Annotated in this window: 21 protein-coding genes and 1 pseudogene; 20 read left to right on the top strand and 2 right to left on the bottom strand. The window is 54.8% G+C overall.

Annotated features, from left to right (window positions below; genetic code table 11):
* Nucleotides 1-27: 27 nt before the first annotated feature.
* From glmU to glgA, 19 genes and pseudogenes are all read left to right on the top strand, one after another.
* Nucleotides 28-1,437 (top strand): annotated as a pseudogene (glmU, locus tag COMA2_RS06385) (bifunctional UDP-N-acetylglucosamine diphosphorylase/glucosamine-1-phosphate N-acetyltransferase GlmU); the annotation flags it as partial.
* A gap of 181 nt (nt 1,438-1,618) precedes the next feature.
* A complete protein-coding gene (glmS, locus tag COMA2_RS06380) occupies nt 1,619-3,448 on the top strand; it encodes a glutamine--fructose-6-phosphate transaminase (isomerizing) (RefSeq protein WP_090895671.1) in 1,830 nt (609 codons plus the stop codon).
* Between the two features lie 188 nt (nt 3,449-3,636).
* Nucleotides 3,637-3,930, top strand: a complete 294-nt coding sequence (gene gatC, locus COMA2_RS06375; protein ID WP_090895670.1) for an Asp-tRNA(Asn)/Glu-tRNA(Gln) amidotransferase subunit GatC — start codon at nt 3,637-3,639, stop codon at nt 3,928-3,930.
* 72 nt (nt 3,931-4,002) lie between these two features.
* Nucleotides 4,003-4,359: an aspartate 1-decarboxylase gene (gene panD / locus COMA2_RS06370; RefSeq protein WP_090895668.1), complete on the top strand. Its 357-nt coding sequence runs from the start codon at nt 4,003-4,005 to the stop codon at nt 4,357-4,359.
* Nucleotides 4,360-4,434: 75 nt separating this feature from the next.
* The gene (gene gatA / locus COMA2_RS06365) at nt 4,435-5,901 is read left to right on the top strand and encodes an Asp-tRNA(Asn)/Glu-tRNA(Gln) amidotransferase subunit GatA (protein WP_090895667.1); all 1,467 of its coding nucleotides are present in this window, start codon (nt 4,435-4,437) and stop codon (nt 5,899-5,901) included.
* Between the two features lie 114 nt (nt 5,902-6,015).
* On the top strand, nt 6,016-6,423 hold the full coding sequence (locus COMA2_RS06360) for a DUF948 domain-containing protein (RefSeq protein WP_090895665.1): 408 nt from the start codon (nt 6,016-6,018) through the stop codon (nt 6,421-6,423).
* Nucleotides 6,413-6,736: a YtxH domain-containing protein gene (locus COMA2_RS06355; RefSeq protein ID WP_175304430.1), complete on the top strand. Its 324-nt coding sequence runs from the start codon at nt 6,413-6,415 to the stop codon at nt 6,734-6,736. Before COMA2_RS06360 ends, COMA2_RS06355 begins: the two co-directional genes overlap by 11 nt.
* Nucleotides 6,733-8,169: an Asp-tRNA(Asn)/Glu-tRNA(Gln) amidotransferase subunit GatB gene (gene gatB, locus COMA2_RS06350; protein WP_090895661.1), complete on the top strand. Its 1,437-nt coding sequence runs from the start codon at nt 6,733-6,735 to the stop codon at nt 8,167-8,169. The genes COMA2_RS06355 and gatB overlap by 4 nt, the downstream gene beginning before the upstream one ends.
* A gap of 60 nt (nt 8,170-8,229) precedes the next feature.
* Complete coding sequence (locus COMA2_RS06345) at nt 8,230-8,835, top strand: hypothetical protein (RefSeq protein ID WP_090895660.1); 606 nt, start codon at nt 8,230-8,232, stop codon at nt 8,833-8,835.
* A 69-nt stretch (nt 8,836-8,904) separates the two neighbouring features.
* Entirely contained in the window at nt 8,905-9,123 is a 219-nt protein-coding gene (locus COMA2_RS06340) for a hypothetical protein (RefSeq protein ID WP_090895658.1), read from the top strand.
* 4 nt (nt 9,124-9,127) lie between these two features.
* Nucleotides 9,128-9,391: a type II toxin-antitoxin system RelE family toxin gene (locus COMA2_RS06335; RefSeq protein WP_090895656.1), complete on the top strand. Its 264-nt coding sequence runs from the start codon at nt 9,128-9,130 to the stop codon at nt 9,389-9,391.
* A gap of 28 nt (nt 9,392-9,419) precedes the next feature.
* Nucleotides 9,420-10,706: a phosphopyruvate hydratase gene (gene eno / locus COMA2_RS06330; protein WP_090895655.1), complete on the top strand. Its 1,287-nt coding sequence runs from the start codon at nt 9,420-9,422 to the stop codon at nt 10,704-10,706.
* Between the two features lie 26 nt (nt 10,707-10,732).
* Nucleotides 10,733-11,092 (top strand): FtsB family cell division protein, encoded by a 360-nt coding sequence (locus tag COMA2_RS06325; protein ID WP_090895653.1) that lies wholly within the window; start codon nt 10,733-10,735, stop codon nt 11,090-11,092.
* Nucleotides 11,089-11,973: a GTPase Era gene (gene era / locus COMA2_RS06320; RefSeq protein ID WP_090895651.1), complete on the top strand. Its 885-nt coding sequence runs from the start codon at nt 11,089-11,091 to the stop codon at nt 11,971-11,973. Before COMA2_RS06325 ends, era begins: the two co-directional genes overlap by 4 nt.
* A 15-nt stretch (nt 11,974-11,988) precedes the next feature.
* Nucleotides 11,989-13,440, top strand: a complete 1,452-nt coding sequence (mgtE, locus tag COMA2_RS06315; RefSeq protein WP_245630899.1) for a magnesium transporter — start codon at nt 11,989-11,991, stop codon at nt 13,438-13,440.
* Nucleotides 13,441-13,492: 52 nt separating this feature from the next.
* Complete coding sequence (recO, locus tag COMA2_RS06310; protein WP_175304429.1) at nt 13,493-14,251, top strand: DNA repair protein RecO; 759 nt, start codon at nt 13,493-13,495, stop codon at nt 14,249-14,251.
* 25 nt (nt 14,252-14,276) lie between these two features.
* Entirely contained in the window at nt 14,277-14,633 is a 357-nt protein-coding gene (locus COMA2_RS06305) for a gamma-butyrobetaine hydroxylase-like domain-containing protein (protein WP_090895648.1), read from the top strand.
* Between the two features lie 14 nt (nt 14,634-14,647).
* Nucleotides 14,648-15,118, top strand: coding sequence for a hypothetical protein (locus tag COMA2_RS06300; protein ID WP_090895646.1), 471 nt, complete (start codon nt 14,648-14,650; stop codon nt 15,116-15,118).
* Between the two features lie 57 nt (nt 15,119-15,175).
* Nucleotides 15,176-16,648, top strand: a complete 1,473-nt coding sequence (gene glgA / locus COMA2_RS06295) for a glycogen synthase GlgA (RefSeq protein ID WP_175304428.1) — start codon at nt 15,176-15,178, stop codon at nt 16,646-16,648.
* Here the strand turns inward: glgA and COMA2_RS06290 are convergent.
* Both COMA2_RS06290 and COMA2_RS06285 read right to left on the bottom strand, forming a co-directional pair.
* Nucleotides 16,645-17,145 carry a hypothetical protein gene (locus COMA2_RS06290; RefSeq protein ID WP_090895643.1) on the bottom strand — a complete coding sequence of 167 codons (501 nt, stop codon included), beginning with the start codon at nt 17,143-17,145 and terminating at the stop codon, nt 16,645-16,647. The genes glgA and COMA2_RS06290 overlap by 4 nt on opposite strands.
* A gap of 188 nt (nt 17,146-17,333) precedes the next feature.
* Nucleotides 17,334-17,942: a response regulator transcription factor gene (locus COMA2_RS06285; protein WP_090895642.1), complete on the bottom strand. Its 609-nt coding sequence runs from the start codon at nt 17,940-17,942 to the stop codon at nt 17,334-17,336.
* 342 nt (nt 17,943-18,284) lie between these two features.
* On the opposite strand from COMA2_RS06285, the gene COMA2_RS06280 reads away from it, so the two are divergent.
* On the top strand, nt 18,285-18,629 hold the full coding sequence (locus tag COMA2_RS06280) for a PilZ domain-containing protein (protein ID WP_090895640.1): 345 nt from the start codon (nt 18,285-18,287) through the stop codon (nt 18,627-18,629).
* Nucleotides 18,630-18,728: the final 99 nt, after the last annotated feature.

Below are 18,728 nucleotides of genomic sequence, written 5' to 3'. Positions count from 1 at the left end.
GTCGATCCATGCATGACGGTCTCGCGCATTCCCGGCTTAGGCGTGATCGTGATGGCGGCCGGGTTGGGCAAACGGATGAAGTCCGACCAAGTCAAAGTGCTGCATCATGTCGCGGGGAAACCGATGGTTCTCTACGCCGTTGATGTGGCGCTCCGACTCGCGGGCCATCGCATCGCGGTTGTGGTCGGGCATCAATCCGACAGGGTTCGGCACGTGATCGACTCAGGTATCGCGGGTCGGCCGGGGTCAAAGTCTGTGAACATCGTCGAGCAAGCCGAGCAACTCGGAACCGGCCATGCCGTGATGCAAAGCCGCCCCGCATTTTATGGGGGTGATGAGGCGCATCCGACGAATTATCTTATCTTGAACGGCGACACTCCGTTGTTGAAGGAAGAGACGGCGCGCGAACTGTTGAGAATCCATCAGTCCGAGGGCGCCACTGTGACGATTTTGACGGCGACGCTCGATGATCCCAGCGGCTATGGCCGGGTCATCCGCCGGCAGTCCGCTTCGTCCGACGTGCTGAAGATCGTCGAAGATCGTGATGCCACTCCGGTAGAACGGGCCACGAAAGAAATCAACGTGGGCACGTATGTCGTGTCCGGAGCCTTTCTCTTTGACGCCCTCGATAAGCTGGAGCCTCGCAACGCTCAGCATGAATACTATCTGACGGATATTGTTCAGATGGCGGTCGCCCAAGGGCGGCTGGTTGCGGCAGTGACTCTTCAAGATCCCGAAGAGGGGCTGGGAGTCAATACCAGGCAACAGCTGGCGGCCGCGGAACAGGTTGTCCGTCAGCAGATTCGCGAGCGCTGGCTTGAAGCCGGAGTCACGATGCGGGATCCTGGTTCTGTGTGGATTGACGCCGGAGTCACCATTGGACGAGATACAGTGCTTTATCCACACGTAAGTCTCGAAGGCACAACCAGTATCGGTGAAGGGACGACAATCCGCTCCGGGACCCGCATCACCGATTGCGTGATCGGTAATCATGTCGAGATTTTGGACTCCTGTGTGCTCGCTGCGTCGGAAGTGGATGATGACGCGCATCTGGGACCGTTCGTCCATCTTCGCCCGGGCGTGGTGATCAGGCGGAAAGCGAAAGTCGGAAATTTCGTCGAGATGAAGAAAACCGAATTGGGCGAAGGATCCAAGGCCAATCACCTCAGTTATTTGGGTGATGCCACGATTGCCGAAGGGGTCAACATCGGTGCCGGCACTATCACCTGTAACTACGACGGCGTGCGCAAACATCAAACCGTGATCGGCAAGAACGTATTTCTCGGGAGTGACACGCAGCTGATTGCGCCGGTCACCATAGGAGAGGGATCGGTGGTGGCGGCGGGGACGACCGTGACGCAGAATGTGCCGGCCGATTCGTTGGCGATCGCCCGGGTGTTGCAGGTCAATCGAGTCGGCTGGGCAGCGAAACGTCGGATGTTGCTGAGCGCCGGTACGCCGGGCGAAGATTCAACGAAGGTCATCAGCAAGTCGAAGAAACAGAAGACCGGAACAACTTCGAGTACGATGAAGCGGGGGCGCGCAAAGTCATCGAGAGGATGATCGCGGCGGATTGTTCGTTCGTCCGTCAGTCAACTCAGGCCTGGGAGCAACGGCTATGTGTGGGATCGTCGGATATGTCGGCAATCAAGATGCGGTTCCGATCCTCATCGGGGGATTGGCCAAGCTGGAGTATCGAGGCTACGACTCATCGGGTGTGGCCATCATGCAGGGGGAGAAAATCGTCGTCAAACGGAGCGTGGGAAAGCTGGTCAATCTCCAAAATTCGCTCAAAACGAACGAGCTCAAGGGGACGGTCGGAATCGGCCATACTCGATGGGCGACCCATGGGAAACCCTCGGAACAGAATGCCCATCCGCACCGGTCGAAAGGCTGTGTGTTGGTGCACAACGGGATTATCGAAAATTACCAAGAGCTGAAGCAACAGTTGCAAAAAGACGGCTACAAATTCGCATCGGAAACCGATACGGAAGTGGTCGCCCATTTGATCGACAAGTACCTTCAGAAGGAAAATAAGCTGGCCGACGCGGTGCGGCTCGCGACGAAGGACGTACGGGGCAGTTATGCGCTGGCGGTCATCTCGGAACGGGAACCCGGAACCTTGATTGCCGCTCGGGCGGGCTGTCCGCTCGTCGTCGGTCGGACGAAACACGCCTCGTATGTCGCCTCCGATGTGATGGCGATGCTGGCGCATACGCGAGATGTGACCTATCTCGAAGAGGGGGACGTGGCGGTGGTCACTCAGCACCAGGTGGATCTCACCGACGTCGACGGCCATGCCGTCGTGCGCAAATCGTCGACGATTACCTGGGATGCATCGGCGGCGGAGAAAAGCGGCTATCCCCACTTCATGCTGAAAGAAATTCACGAACAGCCGCAGACTATTCTTGATACCATGCGCGGACGGTATTCCTATGAAACCGGGGAAGCGGATCTGCCCGATATCGGTTTGACGGCGAAGGAATTCGCCGCGGTTGAGCGGATCTGGATCGTCGCCTGCGGCACGTCCTGGCATGCGGGGCAAGTCGGAAAGTATCTATTTGAAGAAATGGTTCGCACTCCGGTTCAGGTGGATATTGCCAGCGAGTTTCGCTATCGCGATCCGCTCGTCGGCAAGAACGACTTGTTCATTACGATTTCTCAATCCGGCGAGACGGCCGATACGCTGGCTGCCGCGCGAGAGGCGAAGCGGAAAGGCGCGCGCGTGGTCTCGATCGTCAATGTGGTCGGGAGTACCCTGGCGCGCGAGTCGGACGGGGTCCTGTACACGCACTGCGGGCCGGAGATCGGTGTCGCCTCGACAAAAGCCTTTACGGCGCAACTCACCGCGCTGTATCTCCTGGCCTTGCATTTGGCGCGAGTTCGTAATGTGATGAAGGTGGTAGATGGGAAAGCCTGGCTTGACCGATTGGTGCAGTTGCCGGTGTTGGTCGAGCGTGTGCTGCAGCGAGAAGCCGAAATCGTGGCGATCGCCAAGCGGTATTACAAGAAGCGGAACTTTTTGTTTTTGGGGCGAGGCATCAACTATCCGATCGCGCTGGAGGGCTCGCTGAAGCTCAAGGAAATTTCTTATATCCATGCCGAAGGCTATGCGGCGGGCGAGATGAAGCATGGCCCGATCGCGCTGATCGATAAAGACATGCCGGTGGTGGTCTTGGCGCCGCGGGACCGATTGTACGACAAGACGGTGAGCAATCTTATGGAAGTGAAGGCCCGACACGCGCCGGTGATTGCCTTCGTGGCCGAAGGAGAGCGGGAGCTCGGCAAGATCGCGGATGCGGTGTTTACCGTTCCTGATACCCATCCGCTGATTTCGCCGATTTTGTTTACCATCCCGCTTCAACTCCTCGCCTATCATATTGCGGTATTGCGCGGGGCGGATGTGGATCAGCCGAGGAATCTCGCCAAGAGCGTGACGGTGGAATAGGCCGTGAATGAGGTGCGCAGGTACGTCCCTATGCTCGCTCAACGCGCGGCCTCAGGGATGAAGGCGGCGTCTTGGCGCCGCCAGGGCGGCGAGGGTAAGAACAGTTGAAAGCCCTCGTTGAATGTGCGCAGTAAGGGACCCACCTGCGCACCTCATTGGGAAGGGAAGAAAAAGAAGGAAGAACGAAAGTGGAAATTACGCAGCAGGATGTGGAAAAGGCGGCGCGGTTGGCGAGATTGGCGGTGACGGCCGCTGAAACGGAGACGTTTGCCAAGCAGTTGACCCAGATTCTCGCGCATGTCGATACGCTGAACCGGTACGACACGACGGGAGTCGAACCGACCGCCACGGTTATGGGGCACGTGAATGTGTTTCGTGAGGATTTTGCGCGTCCATCACTGTCTTCAGAGAAGGCGTTGGCCAATGCGCCGGAGCGTGAAGCGGACGGGTTTGTTGTCCCTAAAATTCTAGAGGAGCGTTGATCATCAGGGAGCCGACTCGCGCGTTGACAACAACGAAGCTACGCAGCGATTGACGATTTAACGGGGAAATACATGTTTCGACAAATGCTACGTTCGAAAATTCATCGTGCCACCGTGACAGGGGCCCATCTCGAGTATGAAGGCAGTCTGACGATCGATGAAGACTTGATGGAGGCGGCCGGGATCCTTCCCTACGAGGCGATTGTCTGTTCGAACTTGAATAACGGCGAGCGGTTCATGACGTACGCGATCAACGGTACGCGAGGGAAAGGAGAGATCATTTTAAATGGGCCCACCGCGCGAAAGGCGGCGGTCGGAGATCAGATCATCATCTTTTGTTATGAGTATTACGGCGAAGAAGAGATCAAAAAACACACCCCCAAGATCGTCCGGGTGAATGAAAAAAATCGAATTGTGGCGGTGAGCTGATACGCCACGGACAGGCTGACCGATGAGGCGTCGTGTCGGTTCGTGCGCAGATCACCAGTCGGGAACGAGAGGTCCATGTCTCTTCATAAACTCACCCTCTGCGAACTTCAGAAACAATTCCGGGCAGGGGAAGTAACGGCCACGGAAATCGTGCGCGCCTACTTCTTGCGCATCGGCCATGTCGAGCCAAAAGTGAAGGCCTTCGTCACGCAGGCGAAAGAATCGGCGTTCATGGAGGCGGAGGTCTTGGATCAAAAGCTCAAGGGATGGCGGAAGACCAAGCCGCTCACCGGAATGCCGCTTGCCGTCAAGGATAATATCTGTACGGACGGCGTCTCTACGACCTGTAGCTCTCGGATGTTGCAGAACTTCGTCCCGCCGTACGATGCGACGGTGATCGCCAAGTTGCGCGCGCAGGAGTACCTCTTGTTGGGCAAGACGAATTTAGATGAATTCGCGATGGGGTCATCAACGGAAAATTCCGCGTTCGGTCCCAGCCGAAACCCTTGGAACCTGCACTGCGTGCCGGGAGGATCAAGCGGAGGGTCTGCGGCGGCGGTGGCGGCAGAGGAATGTGTGGCGGCGCTTGGCTCAGACACCGGCGGGTCCATCAGGCAGCCGGCCGCCTTCTGTGGCGTGGTGGGGCTGAAGCCGACGTATGGAAGGGTCTCGCGGTATGGGTTGGTCGCGTTTGCTTCCTCGTTGGACCAAATCGGGCCGGTCGCGAGAAGTGTATCCGATGCGGCGTTTCTTCTGCAGGCTATCGCAGGTCATGATCCGATGGACTCCACGTCGGTCGATCGTCCTGTTCCGGATTACATGAAAGCGCTGCAAAAGCGGGATCTCAAAACGCTGAAGATCGGCGTGCCGGTTGAGTTTTTTACCGAAGGGCTCGATCCGGAGGTCGAACAGTCGGTGAGGGCGGCGATCGGGGAACTGAAGCATCTTGGAGCCGAGATCAAGGAAATTCATCTGCCGAGGACCGACGCGGCTGTGGCTGTGTACTATGTGATCGCCACGGCGGAAGCCAGCTCGAATCTTGCTCGGTTCGACGGGGTGAAGTTCGGTTTTCGCGCCAAGGACACCAAGGATCTTCTCGATCTCTATATGAAAACGCGACAGGAAGGGTTTGGCCCGGAGGTGAAGCGTCGAATCATGCTGGGGACCTACGTGCTCAGCGCCGGGTACTATGATGCGTACTATGAGAAAGCCCAAGCGGTACGAACGTTGATCTGCCAGGATTTCGACGCCGCGTTCAAAGAGGTGGATTTGATCGTGACCCCGGCGACGCCGACTCCGGCCTTCAAGCTCGGTGAAAAGAGCGAAGATCCGCTGCAGATGTACCTCTCCGATATTTTCACGATCTCGGTCAATCTAGCCGGCTTGCCGGCGATTGCTCTGCCCTGCGGCTTCAGCAAAGAGGGACTTCCGATCGGACTGCAACTGATCGGGCGAGTGTTCGAAGAAGAGACGATACTTCGAGCGGCTCATGCCTATGAGCAATCGACACACTGGCATCTGAAGAAGCCGAATATACGGTGAATTGATGAAGGCAGCGGTAAGCAACATGCCGAACGATCTTTTACGACGCTTCACGTTTCACGCTCGCCTCGTTGAGTCGGCGAAGCGGGCTTCACCCTTCACGGAGATTGCCCTATGACCATCGTAGAAATAGCCGCCCTTCTTGTAGCCGTGGCATTCGCCGTGCTGGTTGGGTATCTCGTACCGTTATTGATGCAGGTCCGCAAAACGGTGGCCGAGTCCGAACAACTCCTCTCGAAGATGAACGCCGAGGTGCCGGCTCTCGTGGCGGAACTGCGGGCCATGAGCCAGAACTTGAACGATGTGACGAATCAGGTGCGCGAGGGCACGGAGCATGCGGCCGTCTTGCTGCATGCAATGGGTGAAGTCGGCGAATCGGTGCAGCATGTCCATAATATCGTTCGTGGGTCAAGCGGGACGCTGTTGAACAATGTGGCGAGCATGGTCGCAGGTTTCAAGGCAGCCACTCACGTCGTGCGGGAGCGCATGAAACATGAAGGAGGGACGCACAATGGCGGATGATCGAGGAACATCAGCGGCGGTCTTGTTGGCGTTTCTGAGCGGGGCAGCGATGGGTGCGGTCGCGGCGCTGTTGTTGGCGCCACAATCGGGGAGCGAATCGCGTGATCGACTCCGGGGGTATGCCCGTCGCGCGGAGCACGATCTGCGAGATCTTGCCGGGCGCGCCGGTGAGGTATTTGAAGAAGTCGTTGATCAGGGCAAGGAGTTTGTCGAGACGAAGCAGTCGGTCCTGCGGGAGGCATTCGATGCCGGACGAGAAGCCATGAGGCGCGAACGCGGTCGCATGCCCGATGAAGGAGCCGATCGAGGATGATCTTCGAGACGGTCATCGGAGTGGAGGTCCACGCCCAACTGCGGACCAACTCCAAGATGTTCTGCGGGTGCGGCACGACCTTCGGTCTGTCCGCCAACAGTCAGACCTGTCCGGTCTGTCTCGGTCTGCCGGGCAGCTTGCCCGTCATCAACCGAGCGGCGGTCGAAATGGCGGTCCGCGCCGGTTTGGCCCTGAACTGTACGATCGCGGCGAACAATCGATTCGCGAGAAAGAACTATTTTTACCCGGATCTGCCCAAGGGATATCAGATTTCCCAATATGAATCCCCGATTTGCGAGCATGGGTGGATTGAGGTTCGTGAGAGCGGCGGAGGGACAAAACGCGTCCGTATTCGTCGCGCGCATTTGGAAGAAGATGCCGGGAAAAACATCCATGAGACCGGCACCAAGGGGAGCCGGGTCGATCTGAACCGCGCCGGCACACCGCTGCTGGAAATCGTGACGGAACCGGACATGCATTCGGCCGACGAGGTGGTGGCCTATCTCAAAGGACTGCGGGAAATCTTGATGTACCTTGGCGTCTGTGACGGCAACATGGAGGAGGGAAGCTTTCGGTGTGAGCCGAACTTATCGCTGCGCCCCTCGGGACAGAAGGAGTTTGGGACGAAAGTCGAGCTGAAGAACATCAACTCCTTCAAGTATGTGAAGGATGCGGTCGAGTATGAGATCAAACGGCAGACCAACGTGTTGAAGGAGGGGGGCAAGATTCGCCAGGAAACGAGGCTCTGGAATATCGAACGCGGCGAAACGGCGGTCATGCGTTCCAAAGAGGAAGCGCATGACTATCGGTATTTCCCCGACCCTGATCTGGTGCCGTTGAAGTTGGACGAGGCCTGGATCGAAGGATTCCGTGCCGGCCAGCCGGAACTGCCGGCCGTGCGGACGAAGCGATTCGTGTCGGACTATGGATTGCCTGAGTATGACGCCACCATCCTGACGGCGTCAAAAGGCATGGCGGATTATTTTGAAGTGTCCGTCAAGCAGTTCAACCAGCCGAAGACGGTGAGCAACTGGGTGATGGGGGAGTTGATGAGAGAGTTGAACAACTCCGGGACGGATATTTCAGCGTCGCCTGTCACGCCTGAACGGCTCGTCGGTCTTTTGCAAATGGTGGACAAAGGGACTATCAGCTTGAAAGTCGCCCGTGAAATCTTTCCGGAACTCTATACCAGCGGGAAGGCCCCCGAACAGATTGTGCAAGAAAAAGGGTTGACGCAGGTCTCCGACGAAGGGGCGCTGGAGCAGATCATTACCGAGGTATTGAGCAGCAATCCAGCCCAGGTTGCGCAGTTTAAGGAAGGCAAACAACAAGTATTGGGTTTTCTCGTCGGACAGGTCATGAAGGCGAGCGGCGGAAAGGCGAATCCGGGGAAGGTGAATGAGTTGCTGAGAAAAAAATTGGGGGGAGGATAGGAAACGACCAGGTAGATTCCTGTGCTTGCGCAATGCGTACGCTCAAGGAAGGATTGAAGTATGAGAGTTATTGTTCCGTTCACTACTCTTTTTCTTATTGCAGCATCAATCACTGGGTGTGCGCGATCTGTAACTCGAACTCCTATCGAAGATCTGGCCAAAAGAATAGAGTTTGAACGTTTTTCTATTCTTCCACCGCAAGGAGAAAAGTGGTACATCGTGTCTCCGTCAGGGCCATATAATTTGGCATTTCAAAAACAGCTCGATGTCACGATGGTTCCTAAACCATCGGTAGCGGCCACGGTTTTTTCTACAAGGATTGATGGTGTAGCTCAAGCGGAAAAGCAGAGCTTCCTTGAAGCTCTCATGCACCGTACTGAGCAGGATGCTAAGACCGGGCGGCTTCGTTTAATCGAATTCAAATCTTCATCCGACGAAACTTTAGGGTTCAGTTGCAAGAAGTATGATGTATCAAGCGAAGATAGAGGTAATCCCAATTGCCCATCCTGCGTTTATATCCTACAAGTGCACGGGCTTGCCTGTCTCCACCCCAGTTCGCCGGTTCTGGTGAAACTCGAGTACAGCCCAAGGGTGCCACAGGGAGATTCTATTCTTTCTGTTGAGAAAGAGGGAGAGGCCTTTTTGAGGAGTCTTATTTTTAAGTAATACGCAGGTGCTGGTTAAAAACTTCTGTGAGGAAAGCATGAGCGCGGTTAGAGCAATCAAGGGTGGCACATGGCGGCGACTGTAGCCAAGATGACAAAACATGAGTTACAGAAAATCATCGAGTCGACTGTCGAAAGGAAATTGCTGCAGCTCTTAGGCGATCCAGATCAAGGTCTTGTACTGAAGAAGACTGTCAAGGATCGGTTACTTCGTCAACGAAAGGCCGTGGCGGGAGGCGAACGAGGGGAATCATTGACCGCGATTGTAAAACGGCTAGGACTCAACTGAGCGCATGTACCGTGTTCGCCTTCTAGACGCCGCCTCAAAGGGCCTTGCAAAAGTGGACAAGCCTGTCGCGCGACGAATCGTTGATCGAATGGAATGGCTGGCAGAGAATCTTACAGATACAAATCTTGAAGCGCTCACAGGAGAGTTTGAAGGATTGTTCAAATTGCGTGTCGGCGACTATCGCGTAGTCTATGAGCTTATCCACGAGGAAAAGTTGATCATGATTCATGCGATCAGTCATCGAAGAGACATTTATCGCAAAGGCTAACTGAGATCGTTCAACAACAGGAGAAACAATGAGCGCGATTAGAGAAATCAGAGGTCGGCAGATCATCGATTCACGGGGCAATCCGACGATTGAGGCTGAAGTGACGCTTGAAAGCGGCGCGAAGGGGCGGGCGGCCGTTCCCTCTGGGGCATCGACGGGGGAAAAGGAAGCGATCGAACTGCGAGACGGCGACAAAAAACGGTGGATGGGAAAGGGCGTCTCAAAGGCGGCCTCGAATATCAGCAAGGTCATTGCCCCGGAATTGCTCGGTAAGGAGGCCTTCGATCAGGCCGGTATCGATCGGGCCATGATTGCGTTGGATGGGACGAAGACGAAAAGTAAGCTAGGGGCCAACGCGATCTTGGGCGTGTCGCTGGCCGTGGCCAAGGCATCGGCGAATGAAACAGGGCAGCCGCTCTATCGGTATCTCGGCGGGGCGAATGCTCGTGTGCTTCCCGTGCCGCTCATGAACATCATCAACGGCGGAGCCCATGCCGACAATCGGTTGGACCTCCAAGAGTTCATGATCATGCCGGTCGGTGCCGGCCGATTCAGCGAAGCCCTCCGCATGGCCACCGAGGTTTTTCATTCGTTGAAGGCCCTCTTGAAGAAGAAGGGGCTCAACACGGCCGTGGGGGATGAAGGCGGGTTCGCCCCGGATCTGCAATCGAACGAAGAGGCGCTGAGCCTGATCTCGCAATCGATAGAAGACGCCGGCTATAAGGTTGGTCGGGATATCGCCTTGGCGCTGGACTGCGCCGCGAGCGAGTTCTACGAGAAGGGTCGGTATGTTCTCGAAGCGGAGAAGAACCCGGAACGTTCGTCGGACGACATGATCAGCTATTACGCCAAACTGCTGGATCGTTATCCGATTCTCTCGATCGAAGACGGGTTGAGCGAGCTGGATTGGAAGGGATGGAAGATCCTCACGGAGAAATTGGGCAAACGAGTGCAGCTCGTCGGGGATGACATCTTCGTGACCAATGTCGAAATCTTTTCGAAAGGCATCAAGGAAGGAATCGGGAATTCGATTCTGATCAAGCTCAATCAGATCGGGACCCTGACGGAGACCTTGGATGCGATCGAACTGGCGAAGCGATCGGGCTATACGGCGATCATCTCACATCGGTCCGGCGAGACTGAAGACACCACGATTGCGGACGTGGCGGTCGCGACGAACAGTGGACTGATCAAGACAGGATCCTTGTCCCGAACGGATCGTGTAGCGAAATATAACCAACTGCTCCGAATCGAAGAGGAGCTGGGAGCCGTGGCGCTTTATCGTGGGCGAGAGGCCGTGCAGGCCAGAGCCTAATTGGTCAGGGGTCGGCGGATACATCGATGATTATTAAACAGAATCGTGGACGGCAGTGGCTGGAATGGCGACAGCGCGTCCTTATTCTCCTGCAAGTGATCGGCGCCGGCGGCTGTGGATGGCTATTCGTCGCATTGTTTTCCGGAGAAATGGGCCTGACTCGCTATCTCTCCATGCGTGATCAGGCATGGAATCTGGACCAAGAACTCTCAGCCTTACGCCGAGAAAATATCATGCTGCAACACGATATTACTCGCCTCCAGCATGATCCGGCAAAAATCGAGCAGTTGGCTAGAGAACAGTTGGGGTACGTGCGCAAGGGAGAGACGGTGTATCAGTTGGCGCCAGACCCTGACAAAAAACCGGAGTCTTTGTTGAAGCCATGAAGTTCGGAACGGTAGCGATCATCGGACGGTCCAACGTCGGCAAATCGACCTTGCTCAATTGCCTGCTGGGTGAAAAAATCTCGATTGTGTCGAGTAAGCCTCAGACCACCAGAACCCGCATTATGGGCGTTGTGCACGCAGACGGAGCGCAAATCGCCTTTCTCGATACGCCGGGGCTTCATAAACCTGAGCATTTGCTCAATCGGCGAATGCTGCGGACTGCCGTGGAGACCTTGGAAGATGCGGATCTGTTGTACATGCTGATGGATGCGACAAGTCTGCCGGGTCCTGGAGATCTGACAGCGGTCAAGTATATGAAGGAAGCGTTGGCCAAACGGCCGCGTCCGGTCATCCTGGTCGTCACGAAAATCGATCTTGTCAACAAGCAGAAGTTGCTCCCGACGCTTGATCGGTACGGTAAACTCTTCCCCTGGACGGAGGTCGTGCCGGTTTCTGCCAAGGGCGAGGACAATGTTGATCGGTTGCTGGCTGTAACGGTTCCCTATCTTCCATCTGCAGAAGGAGCCTACGACGATGACGTGGTGACCGATCAAACCATGAGAACGCTGGCGGCTGAGATGATTCGTGAGAAGGTCCTGCAAGAGACGGAGGAGGAAGTACCGTATGCGGTTGCAGTCGAGATCGATGAATTCGTCGAACAGGGCAAACTGGCGAAGATTCGGGCGTCGATTTTGGTGGAGCGAGAGACGCAGAAGGGCATCCTCATAGGCAAACAAGGAGAGCGTTTGAAAGTGATAGGCACACAGGCCAGGCTGGACATGGAACGGCTGTTCGGCATGAAAGTATTTCTGGAGCTGTGGGTGAAGGTCAGAAAAGCTTGGCGTGAGGATGAGCAGACCTTGGTAGAGTTGGGTTACTAAGGAATGATGCACCCGATGGAACGACCGCTAGAGCCGCAGGCACCGGACCAGCGACCTCACCAGTCCGAACGCGATATGCTGCGTGAAGTCTTGCGTGATCAGACCGAACGCGGGCAGACAAAATCGGACATTGTGATTCAGTCCGTGCAGAAGCTGCTGCGACGCGGAGCCATCACGAACCTTTCCAAGATGTTGGGGCGCATGCATCCCGCCGACATCGCCAAAGTCGTGACCCATCTCTCCTCTCCGAAGGAAAAACGGGAAATCTTCGAACTGGTCCGTGGCGAAGGCAAGCGTGGGCAAGCGCTCAGTGAACTCGACGGCGAAAGCATTCAACAAGTACTCGCGGATCTGTTGCATTCCGACATCGCGTGGCTCTTGAAAGACCTCGGCCCCGACGACGTGGCGTACATTCTTGGATTTCTTCCCGAAGAGCGGAGCAAAGAAATTCTCGCTCTGATGAAGGTCGAGGATTCGACCGAGGTTGCCGACATCCTTAAATATCCCAAGGATACGGCCGGCGCGATCATGACCACAGAGTTCTTTTCCTTGCCGGAGGATGCCACGGCCCAGGAAGCGATCCGTCGGTTACAGCAAGCCACCGACGCGGAAATGGTGTTCTATATTTATGTGACGGACAAGAATGAATGTCTGGTTGGTGTCCTCTCGCTCCGACAGCTGATCACCGTTCCTCCGACGACTCCACTAAAAAATATCATGACTCGAGAAGTGATGAGTGTGGCGATCGACATGGATCAAGAGGAGGTCGCGCGCCAGGTGGCCAGCTATAACTTGCTGGCGATTCCGGTGGTGGAACGGGACGGCAAACTTGTGGGGATCATCACGGTCGACGATGTGGTCGATGTGATCCGAGAAGAAGCGACCGAGGACATGTTGAAAATGGCCGGAGCGATTGAAGAGGACACGGGCTTGAAGTCTTCGAGCTTCGGCTCGGCGAAACTGCGGTTGCCCTGGCTCTTTACCAATCTCGTCGGCAGTCTCCTGTCCGGCGCCATCCTCTGGTATTTCCGCTATACGATCCAGGAAGTTGTGGCGATCGTGAGTTTTATTCCCGTGATTGCGGCGATGGGTGGGAATGTGGGGCTACAGTCCTCGACGCTGATTATTCGCGGGTTGGCCACCGGCTCCGTGGAGCTCACCCATGTATGGCCTGTCTTCTTTCGTGAAGCGAAGATCGGCTTGGTCATGGGGTTGGCCTGCGGTGTGACCCTGACACTGGTCGCCTGGGTGTTGCATCAAGGGTTTTTGGGCATGGTCCTCGGCGCTTCGCTGATCATTGCATTTCTGGTCTCGACCAGCATGGCGACGATTATGCCGATTCTGCTCAAACGCGTGGGAGTCGATCCGGCCGTTGCCGCCGGTCCTTTCGTCACGACGGCGAACGACATCACCGGCATTACAATTTATCTGACTTTATCCACTCTGTTCTTGGAGTATCTCCGATGACAGGGACCGGCGCATCCTCGGGCCTCTGTCGAGGTCTGGACTGGAGAGAGCCGTGCCTCTGATAAAAACGACGGCGATCATTTTGCGGAGTCGCAAGTGGGGTGATGCCGATCGAATCGTCACCGTCTATTCCAAGGATCTGGGTAAAATCAGAGGGGTGGCTCGCGGCGCCCGCCGCCAGAAAAGCCGATTCGGAGCCGCGATCGAACCATTTAGCGTGTGTCGTCTGAATCTGTTTGAGAAAACCGGGGACTCTCTGTTTCGGATTTCACAGGTAGATTTAGTACGGTCTTCTCAGGTGTTGCGGGAAGATCTTCGCTTGATGGCCTCGGCGGCGCGAATGGTCAATGTCGTCGCCGCGATCACTCCGGATGGAGATCCGGACCCGCTTTTGTTTGACAGCCTGGAGCGGGGCCTGGCCTTGCTCCACGAAAGTGACGACCCGACCTTTACGGCGCTCCTGTTTCAGATCAGATTGCTGGGATTGACGGGGTTTCGCCCGCAGACCGATCATTGCGCCGCTTGTGGGAAGACGCATTTCGTCGGGGAGCCTCAATTTTCTCCGATCGCCGGAGGCCTCGTGTGTCTGACCTGTGCCGCCCGTCAACGAGTTCGATGCGTCGCATTTTCACGAGGCAGCCTGTTGTTTCTTCAACAAGCCATTCGGCTGGCGCCTACGGTGCTTACGCGGTTGCGAGCGGCGGGACAAGTGCGGAATGAGGTGGAGGAAGCGATTGAAGGGTATGTCACGGTTGTTGCCGGGAAACGGCTACCACCGGTTGACTTCCTATCGTCCGTATCGCCAGGATGAGTAGGATACAATGAGAGGTGAACGCATGACAGCCGCTGCTCTGGAGCCTCGAGATATGGAGTGGCTTGACAAGGGAGTGTTGGGAATCCAGTGGAGCGATGGCCACAAGGGGATTTATGCGGTTCGTTATCTCCGACAGCACTGTCCCTGCGCGGCCTGTGTCGATGAGTGGACAGGCGAGCGGCGTCTTAAGTCAGAGGATGTTCCGGTCTTGATCATGCTTCAGGACATCGAGTCGGTAGGACGCTACGCCTTTCAGTTCAAATGGAGCGACGGCCACGATACCGGCATTTATTCTTATGCCTTACTAAGGGAATTGTGTCAGTGCGACGTCTGTCAGCCGGTAAAACCAGTTGAGCCAAAATCCAGACGGCTCATGTGAGGTGAGGAGACAACGTGACCAACATGCTGACCCTGACGACCGCGATACGGTGCCTAGGTGGAGTGTTGGCGCTCGGATTGATCGTGGGTTGCAAGAGCCTGCCGACGCTGGAGCAGCAGGAGCGGCTGGTGCAAGCCAATAATCTGGTGCTGGATCAAATTACCACGAGGGCGGTCGTAAACGTTTGGGGAAAACCGCCGCTTTATCACAGTGAGTTCAGCCATTTTTTTGTCATGCCGGACTTCAGCGTGATTCCTCGATCGCGCGTGGCGACAGGAGAGGCGCCGAGGGAGTGGAAGGCCGGCGTGCATGCGGGCGAAGGAGTGTATTTCGCATACCCCGATCGCGGTTGGCTTCTGGTATTTCTCGATGATCGGCTTGTCTACAAGGAAGAACTCAAAGAAGAGGCGTTGCATGCTCTCGCCAAAACCTGGGCCTATGAAGATCGATTCAAGACCAGGCTTGACGAAGGTTCTCGACCCTAGGCCTTCCACTTAATACCTCGCATGATACCGGCATCAGCAGATGGTTTGAACATCGTAATGGCAGCCTCCGAGGCCGTTCCGTATGCCAAGACGGGTGGATTGGCCGACGTGGTCGGGGCGTTGGCGCTTGAGCTGACGAAGTTGGGGCATCACGTCACATTGGTGATGCCGGATTATCGAGGTCAAGCAATCGGAGAGTCTCGTCAACTGGCCATGCGACTCTCCATTCCAGTGGATGGAAAATCTGTCGACGTCACGGTGGACGAAGCGGACGTGCCGGTAACAGGCGCTTCACATCGGCTGAAAGTGCTGTTTGTGCGGTACGATCCCTTCTTTGATCGCCCAGGGCTCTACCAGCTGGATCATCACGACTATCCGGACAACCTAGAACGGTTTATCCTGTTCTGTCGCGCGGTCCTCGAAGTCGTACGTGGTTTGATCGTGGCTCGAGGGGAGCGGGTTGACGTGTTGCACTTGCACGATTGGCAGGCAGCCCTATGCGCGGTGTATCTGAAAGCGCTTCCTCACGAATATAAGGGACTTGATCAGCTGAAAGTGCTTTTGACTCTGCACAATATGGGATATCAAGGGATCTTCCCTGGGCAGCAGTTTGTGAAGACAGGGCTTCCTCCGTCGTTGTTTTCCCCGAGCGGGATCGAGTTCTACGGATCGATCAATTGTCTGAAAGGTGGCATCATTTTTTCAGATGTTGTTTCCACCGTGAGCCCTACCTATGCGAAGGAGATCATGACCGCAGAGTATGGGTGTGGTCTTGAAGGTGTCCTGGCCAGCCGCGCGGATGGTGTCAAAGGGATTATAAATGGCATCGATGTCGCTCTCTGGAATCCCGAGAGCGACCCCTACCTGCCGGCGCAGTATACGGTTGCTGATTTGTCGGGAAAGCAAGCGTGTAAGCGGGCGCTACAGCTGGAGCTTGGACTGCCGACTCGTGATGTTCCTTTATTGGCTGTGATCGGCCGGCTGACTTTTCAGAAGGGGTTCGATCTCTTGATGGATGTGATTCCTGAGCTCATGTCTTTAGACCTACACATCGTCGTGCTTGGTACAGGGGATCACCATTTGGAACAGCAATTTAGTGCGGTCAAATCCAGATATCCCGAGCGGATCGGCTTACATCTTGGTTTTAATGAAGGGATGGCGCATCGCATTGAAGCTGGCTCGGATATGTTGATCATGCCGTCTCGCTATGAGCCCTGTGGCTTAAGTCAACTCTATAGTCTGCGATATGGCACGATACCTATAGTGCGTCGTACCGGAGGCTTGGCGGATACCGTTGTTCCCTTTCGACCCTCAACGGTCAAAGCTGGATGTGCAACCGGCTTCCACTTTACTGACGCTTCGACGGACTCTCTCCTTTCGGCGCTCCTACTCTCGCTTCATGTGTACAAAGAACGGCAGACATGGCAATCCTTGATCCATACGGGGATGAAGGTCGATCTGTCGTGGGAACGATCGGCGAAACTATATGTAGATTTATATCGAGCGCTGCGGAGAGGAAAAGGGAATTAGCGAGCGTTAAAGGAAACGTTGACTCCATGCCCGAGTTTTGCCAGCAACGTCTTTGCCTTTAGGACGTAATAAGAGCTTTCTTCCTTATGGAACTTGATAACCGAAACCAGGAGATCATGAGCGATATCAGTCTGCCCTTGATTAAGGGCGAGCTCTCCGGTGTGTAGGGCGCACGCAGCTGCCATCGCTTCTACATCAACTGCTACCCGACTCGCTGGATTAGCGACTAGACGCTCAAGATGAGTCGGCAGCGGCAAGATGAATCCTTCGTTTGCATTTTCGATTTGGCTAGCTGAACGCAGTTGTGTCAGATCTGAAGTTGCCTGGGCTAAGTCAGAGGTTGATTTACAATCGGCATAGGTATTCCACAGTGACATGAAACCGCTATTTTTCAGTTCGATTAATGGGGATGAAGGACCGGTCGTACAACCGGAAGCAAGGACGACTGCCCCTAAAACCCCTACCATCAATCCCTTTGTGAGCATATCGCAGTTCATGTCTTTTATCCTCCGTACATGATAAACGATAATGCAAATGGTAGGCCATTCAGATGCCTCATGTAACTGTAATTAAAGTAAAGAGTATTTTCATTACCCATATCGTAGGAACGTGTCAATCTCGACTCACTGTTGTGCTATTAACACAGCTGGCAAGCTTGAAAATCGAGAAAGTTTTAGGGAGAGCGTCAAGAATTGAAGATGTGGACAAGAATTCCAGTGCGGGTGGTCGCGTTGGTCTTTCGCATGATGTGCTTAATGTGTTCTTTGACGGTCTGTTCAGTGATCAGGAGGGCATTAGCGATTTCTTTGTTGGTCCACCCCTTTGCCAGATGTTCAACAACTGACTGCTCGCGGTTGGTCAACTGAAAACGCTCTCGAGCATGTTCTGTATTGAGGTTTTGTTTTCGTCCCAACTCTTCCATGGTGACCACTAATCTGGCGTTTTGGACACCGCCTCGATCCGGTAAACCGAAGCCTCTCAGAAGAATCGGCTGATTTGGATCGCCGGTCACACGCTTGAGTTCGAATTGTTCCCAATCCTTGGCTTCTGTGCGTATGTGAAGAGCCTTGATAATTTCCGCACAAAGCTCCGTGAGGGCTGTTGGGAGCACACCATGCGCTGAAATCATGGTGGTTCTTCCATGCTCGACGGCGTTGATCTTCTTGGCGAGCTCTGTAGCTTGTCGATTCATATGGAGAAGTTGCATAGATGCCGACAGCACCACTATCCCAGACCCTGCCCTCTGATCAGCAAGAGCATCTGTTTGATCAATACCTTTAACTGCTTCTGGCATAGACGTTAGGACATCACAAGATTATCGGAAAGTTACTGCAGTATAGAGCCTCGACAACAAATAGCTCAGCTTGACCGCAAACAAGCTCAGGTTTGTACAGGAATAGTACCTAACCCTTTCGGGGGAGTCAATATATACCTTTGAGAATGCAGCCTACGTCATCGGTATTGTTGATTGTGTGAGCGATACATATATTCCACAAAGAATTTGATGTCAGGTTAGGGAGGAACTAGTTTGAGCACAGTCTTGCTGATGTCGGAATAGCGTATATGCGGCTTAAGACCATGAACCAAATGGAAAAAGTCGTGCAATGATTTCTTACGAGGGGAGGATGTGGACGTGATGCCAATGGAATGGGAGTGGCCGATAAGAGATAGCTATGAAAACCATAGTGAGCGGGCGGCACTGCTGAGGCCAATTCTTTATGAGATGACCTCGCCAGAGACAGGGAATGGCAATCTTGCTAAAGGGGGGAAAGCGTTATCGCTGAATATTAGTAGTGGAGGCATGTTAGTTCTTATGGATCAAGCCCCTAATATTGAGCAAGTATTGAAGGTCTACGTGCCGACACCCATAACGATCGCTGACACGCCAACGCTTGCTGAAGTGCGCTGGACAAGAAAGCTTCCGATTGGGAATTCAAGCAGCCATGTCACCTATTTCGTAGGACTTAAATTCATGTTCTAGCTTTCTTGTATACACTGGCTGGATGTATCGATACGAGATCGACAAGACGATCCATTTCATAGTGGATTCTTGCTTAAGGTTTGAAGGGTTTTTGTGAAC

Source organism: Candidatus Nitrospira nitrificans (genome assembly GCF_001458775.1).
Classification (GTDB): Bacteria; Nitrospirota; Nitrospiria; order Nitrospirales; family Nitrospiraceae; genus Nitrospira_D; species Nitrospira_D nitrificans.
Note: the sequence above shows the minus strand (reverse complement) of the source record. Positions and strands in the feature narration are given on the sequence as shown.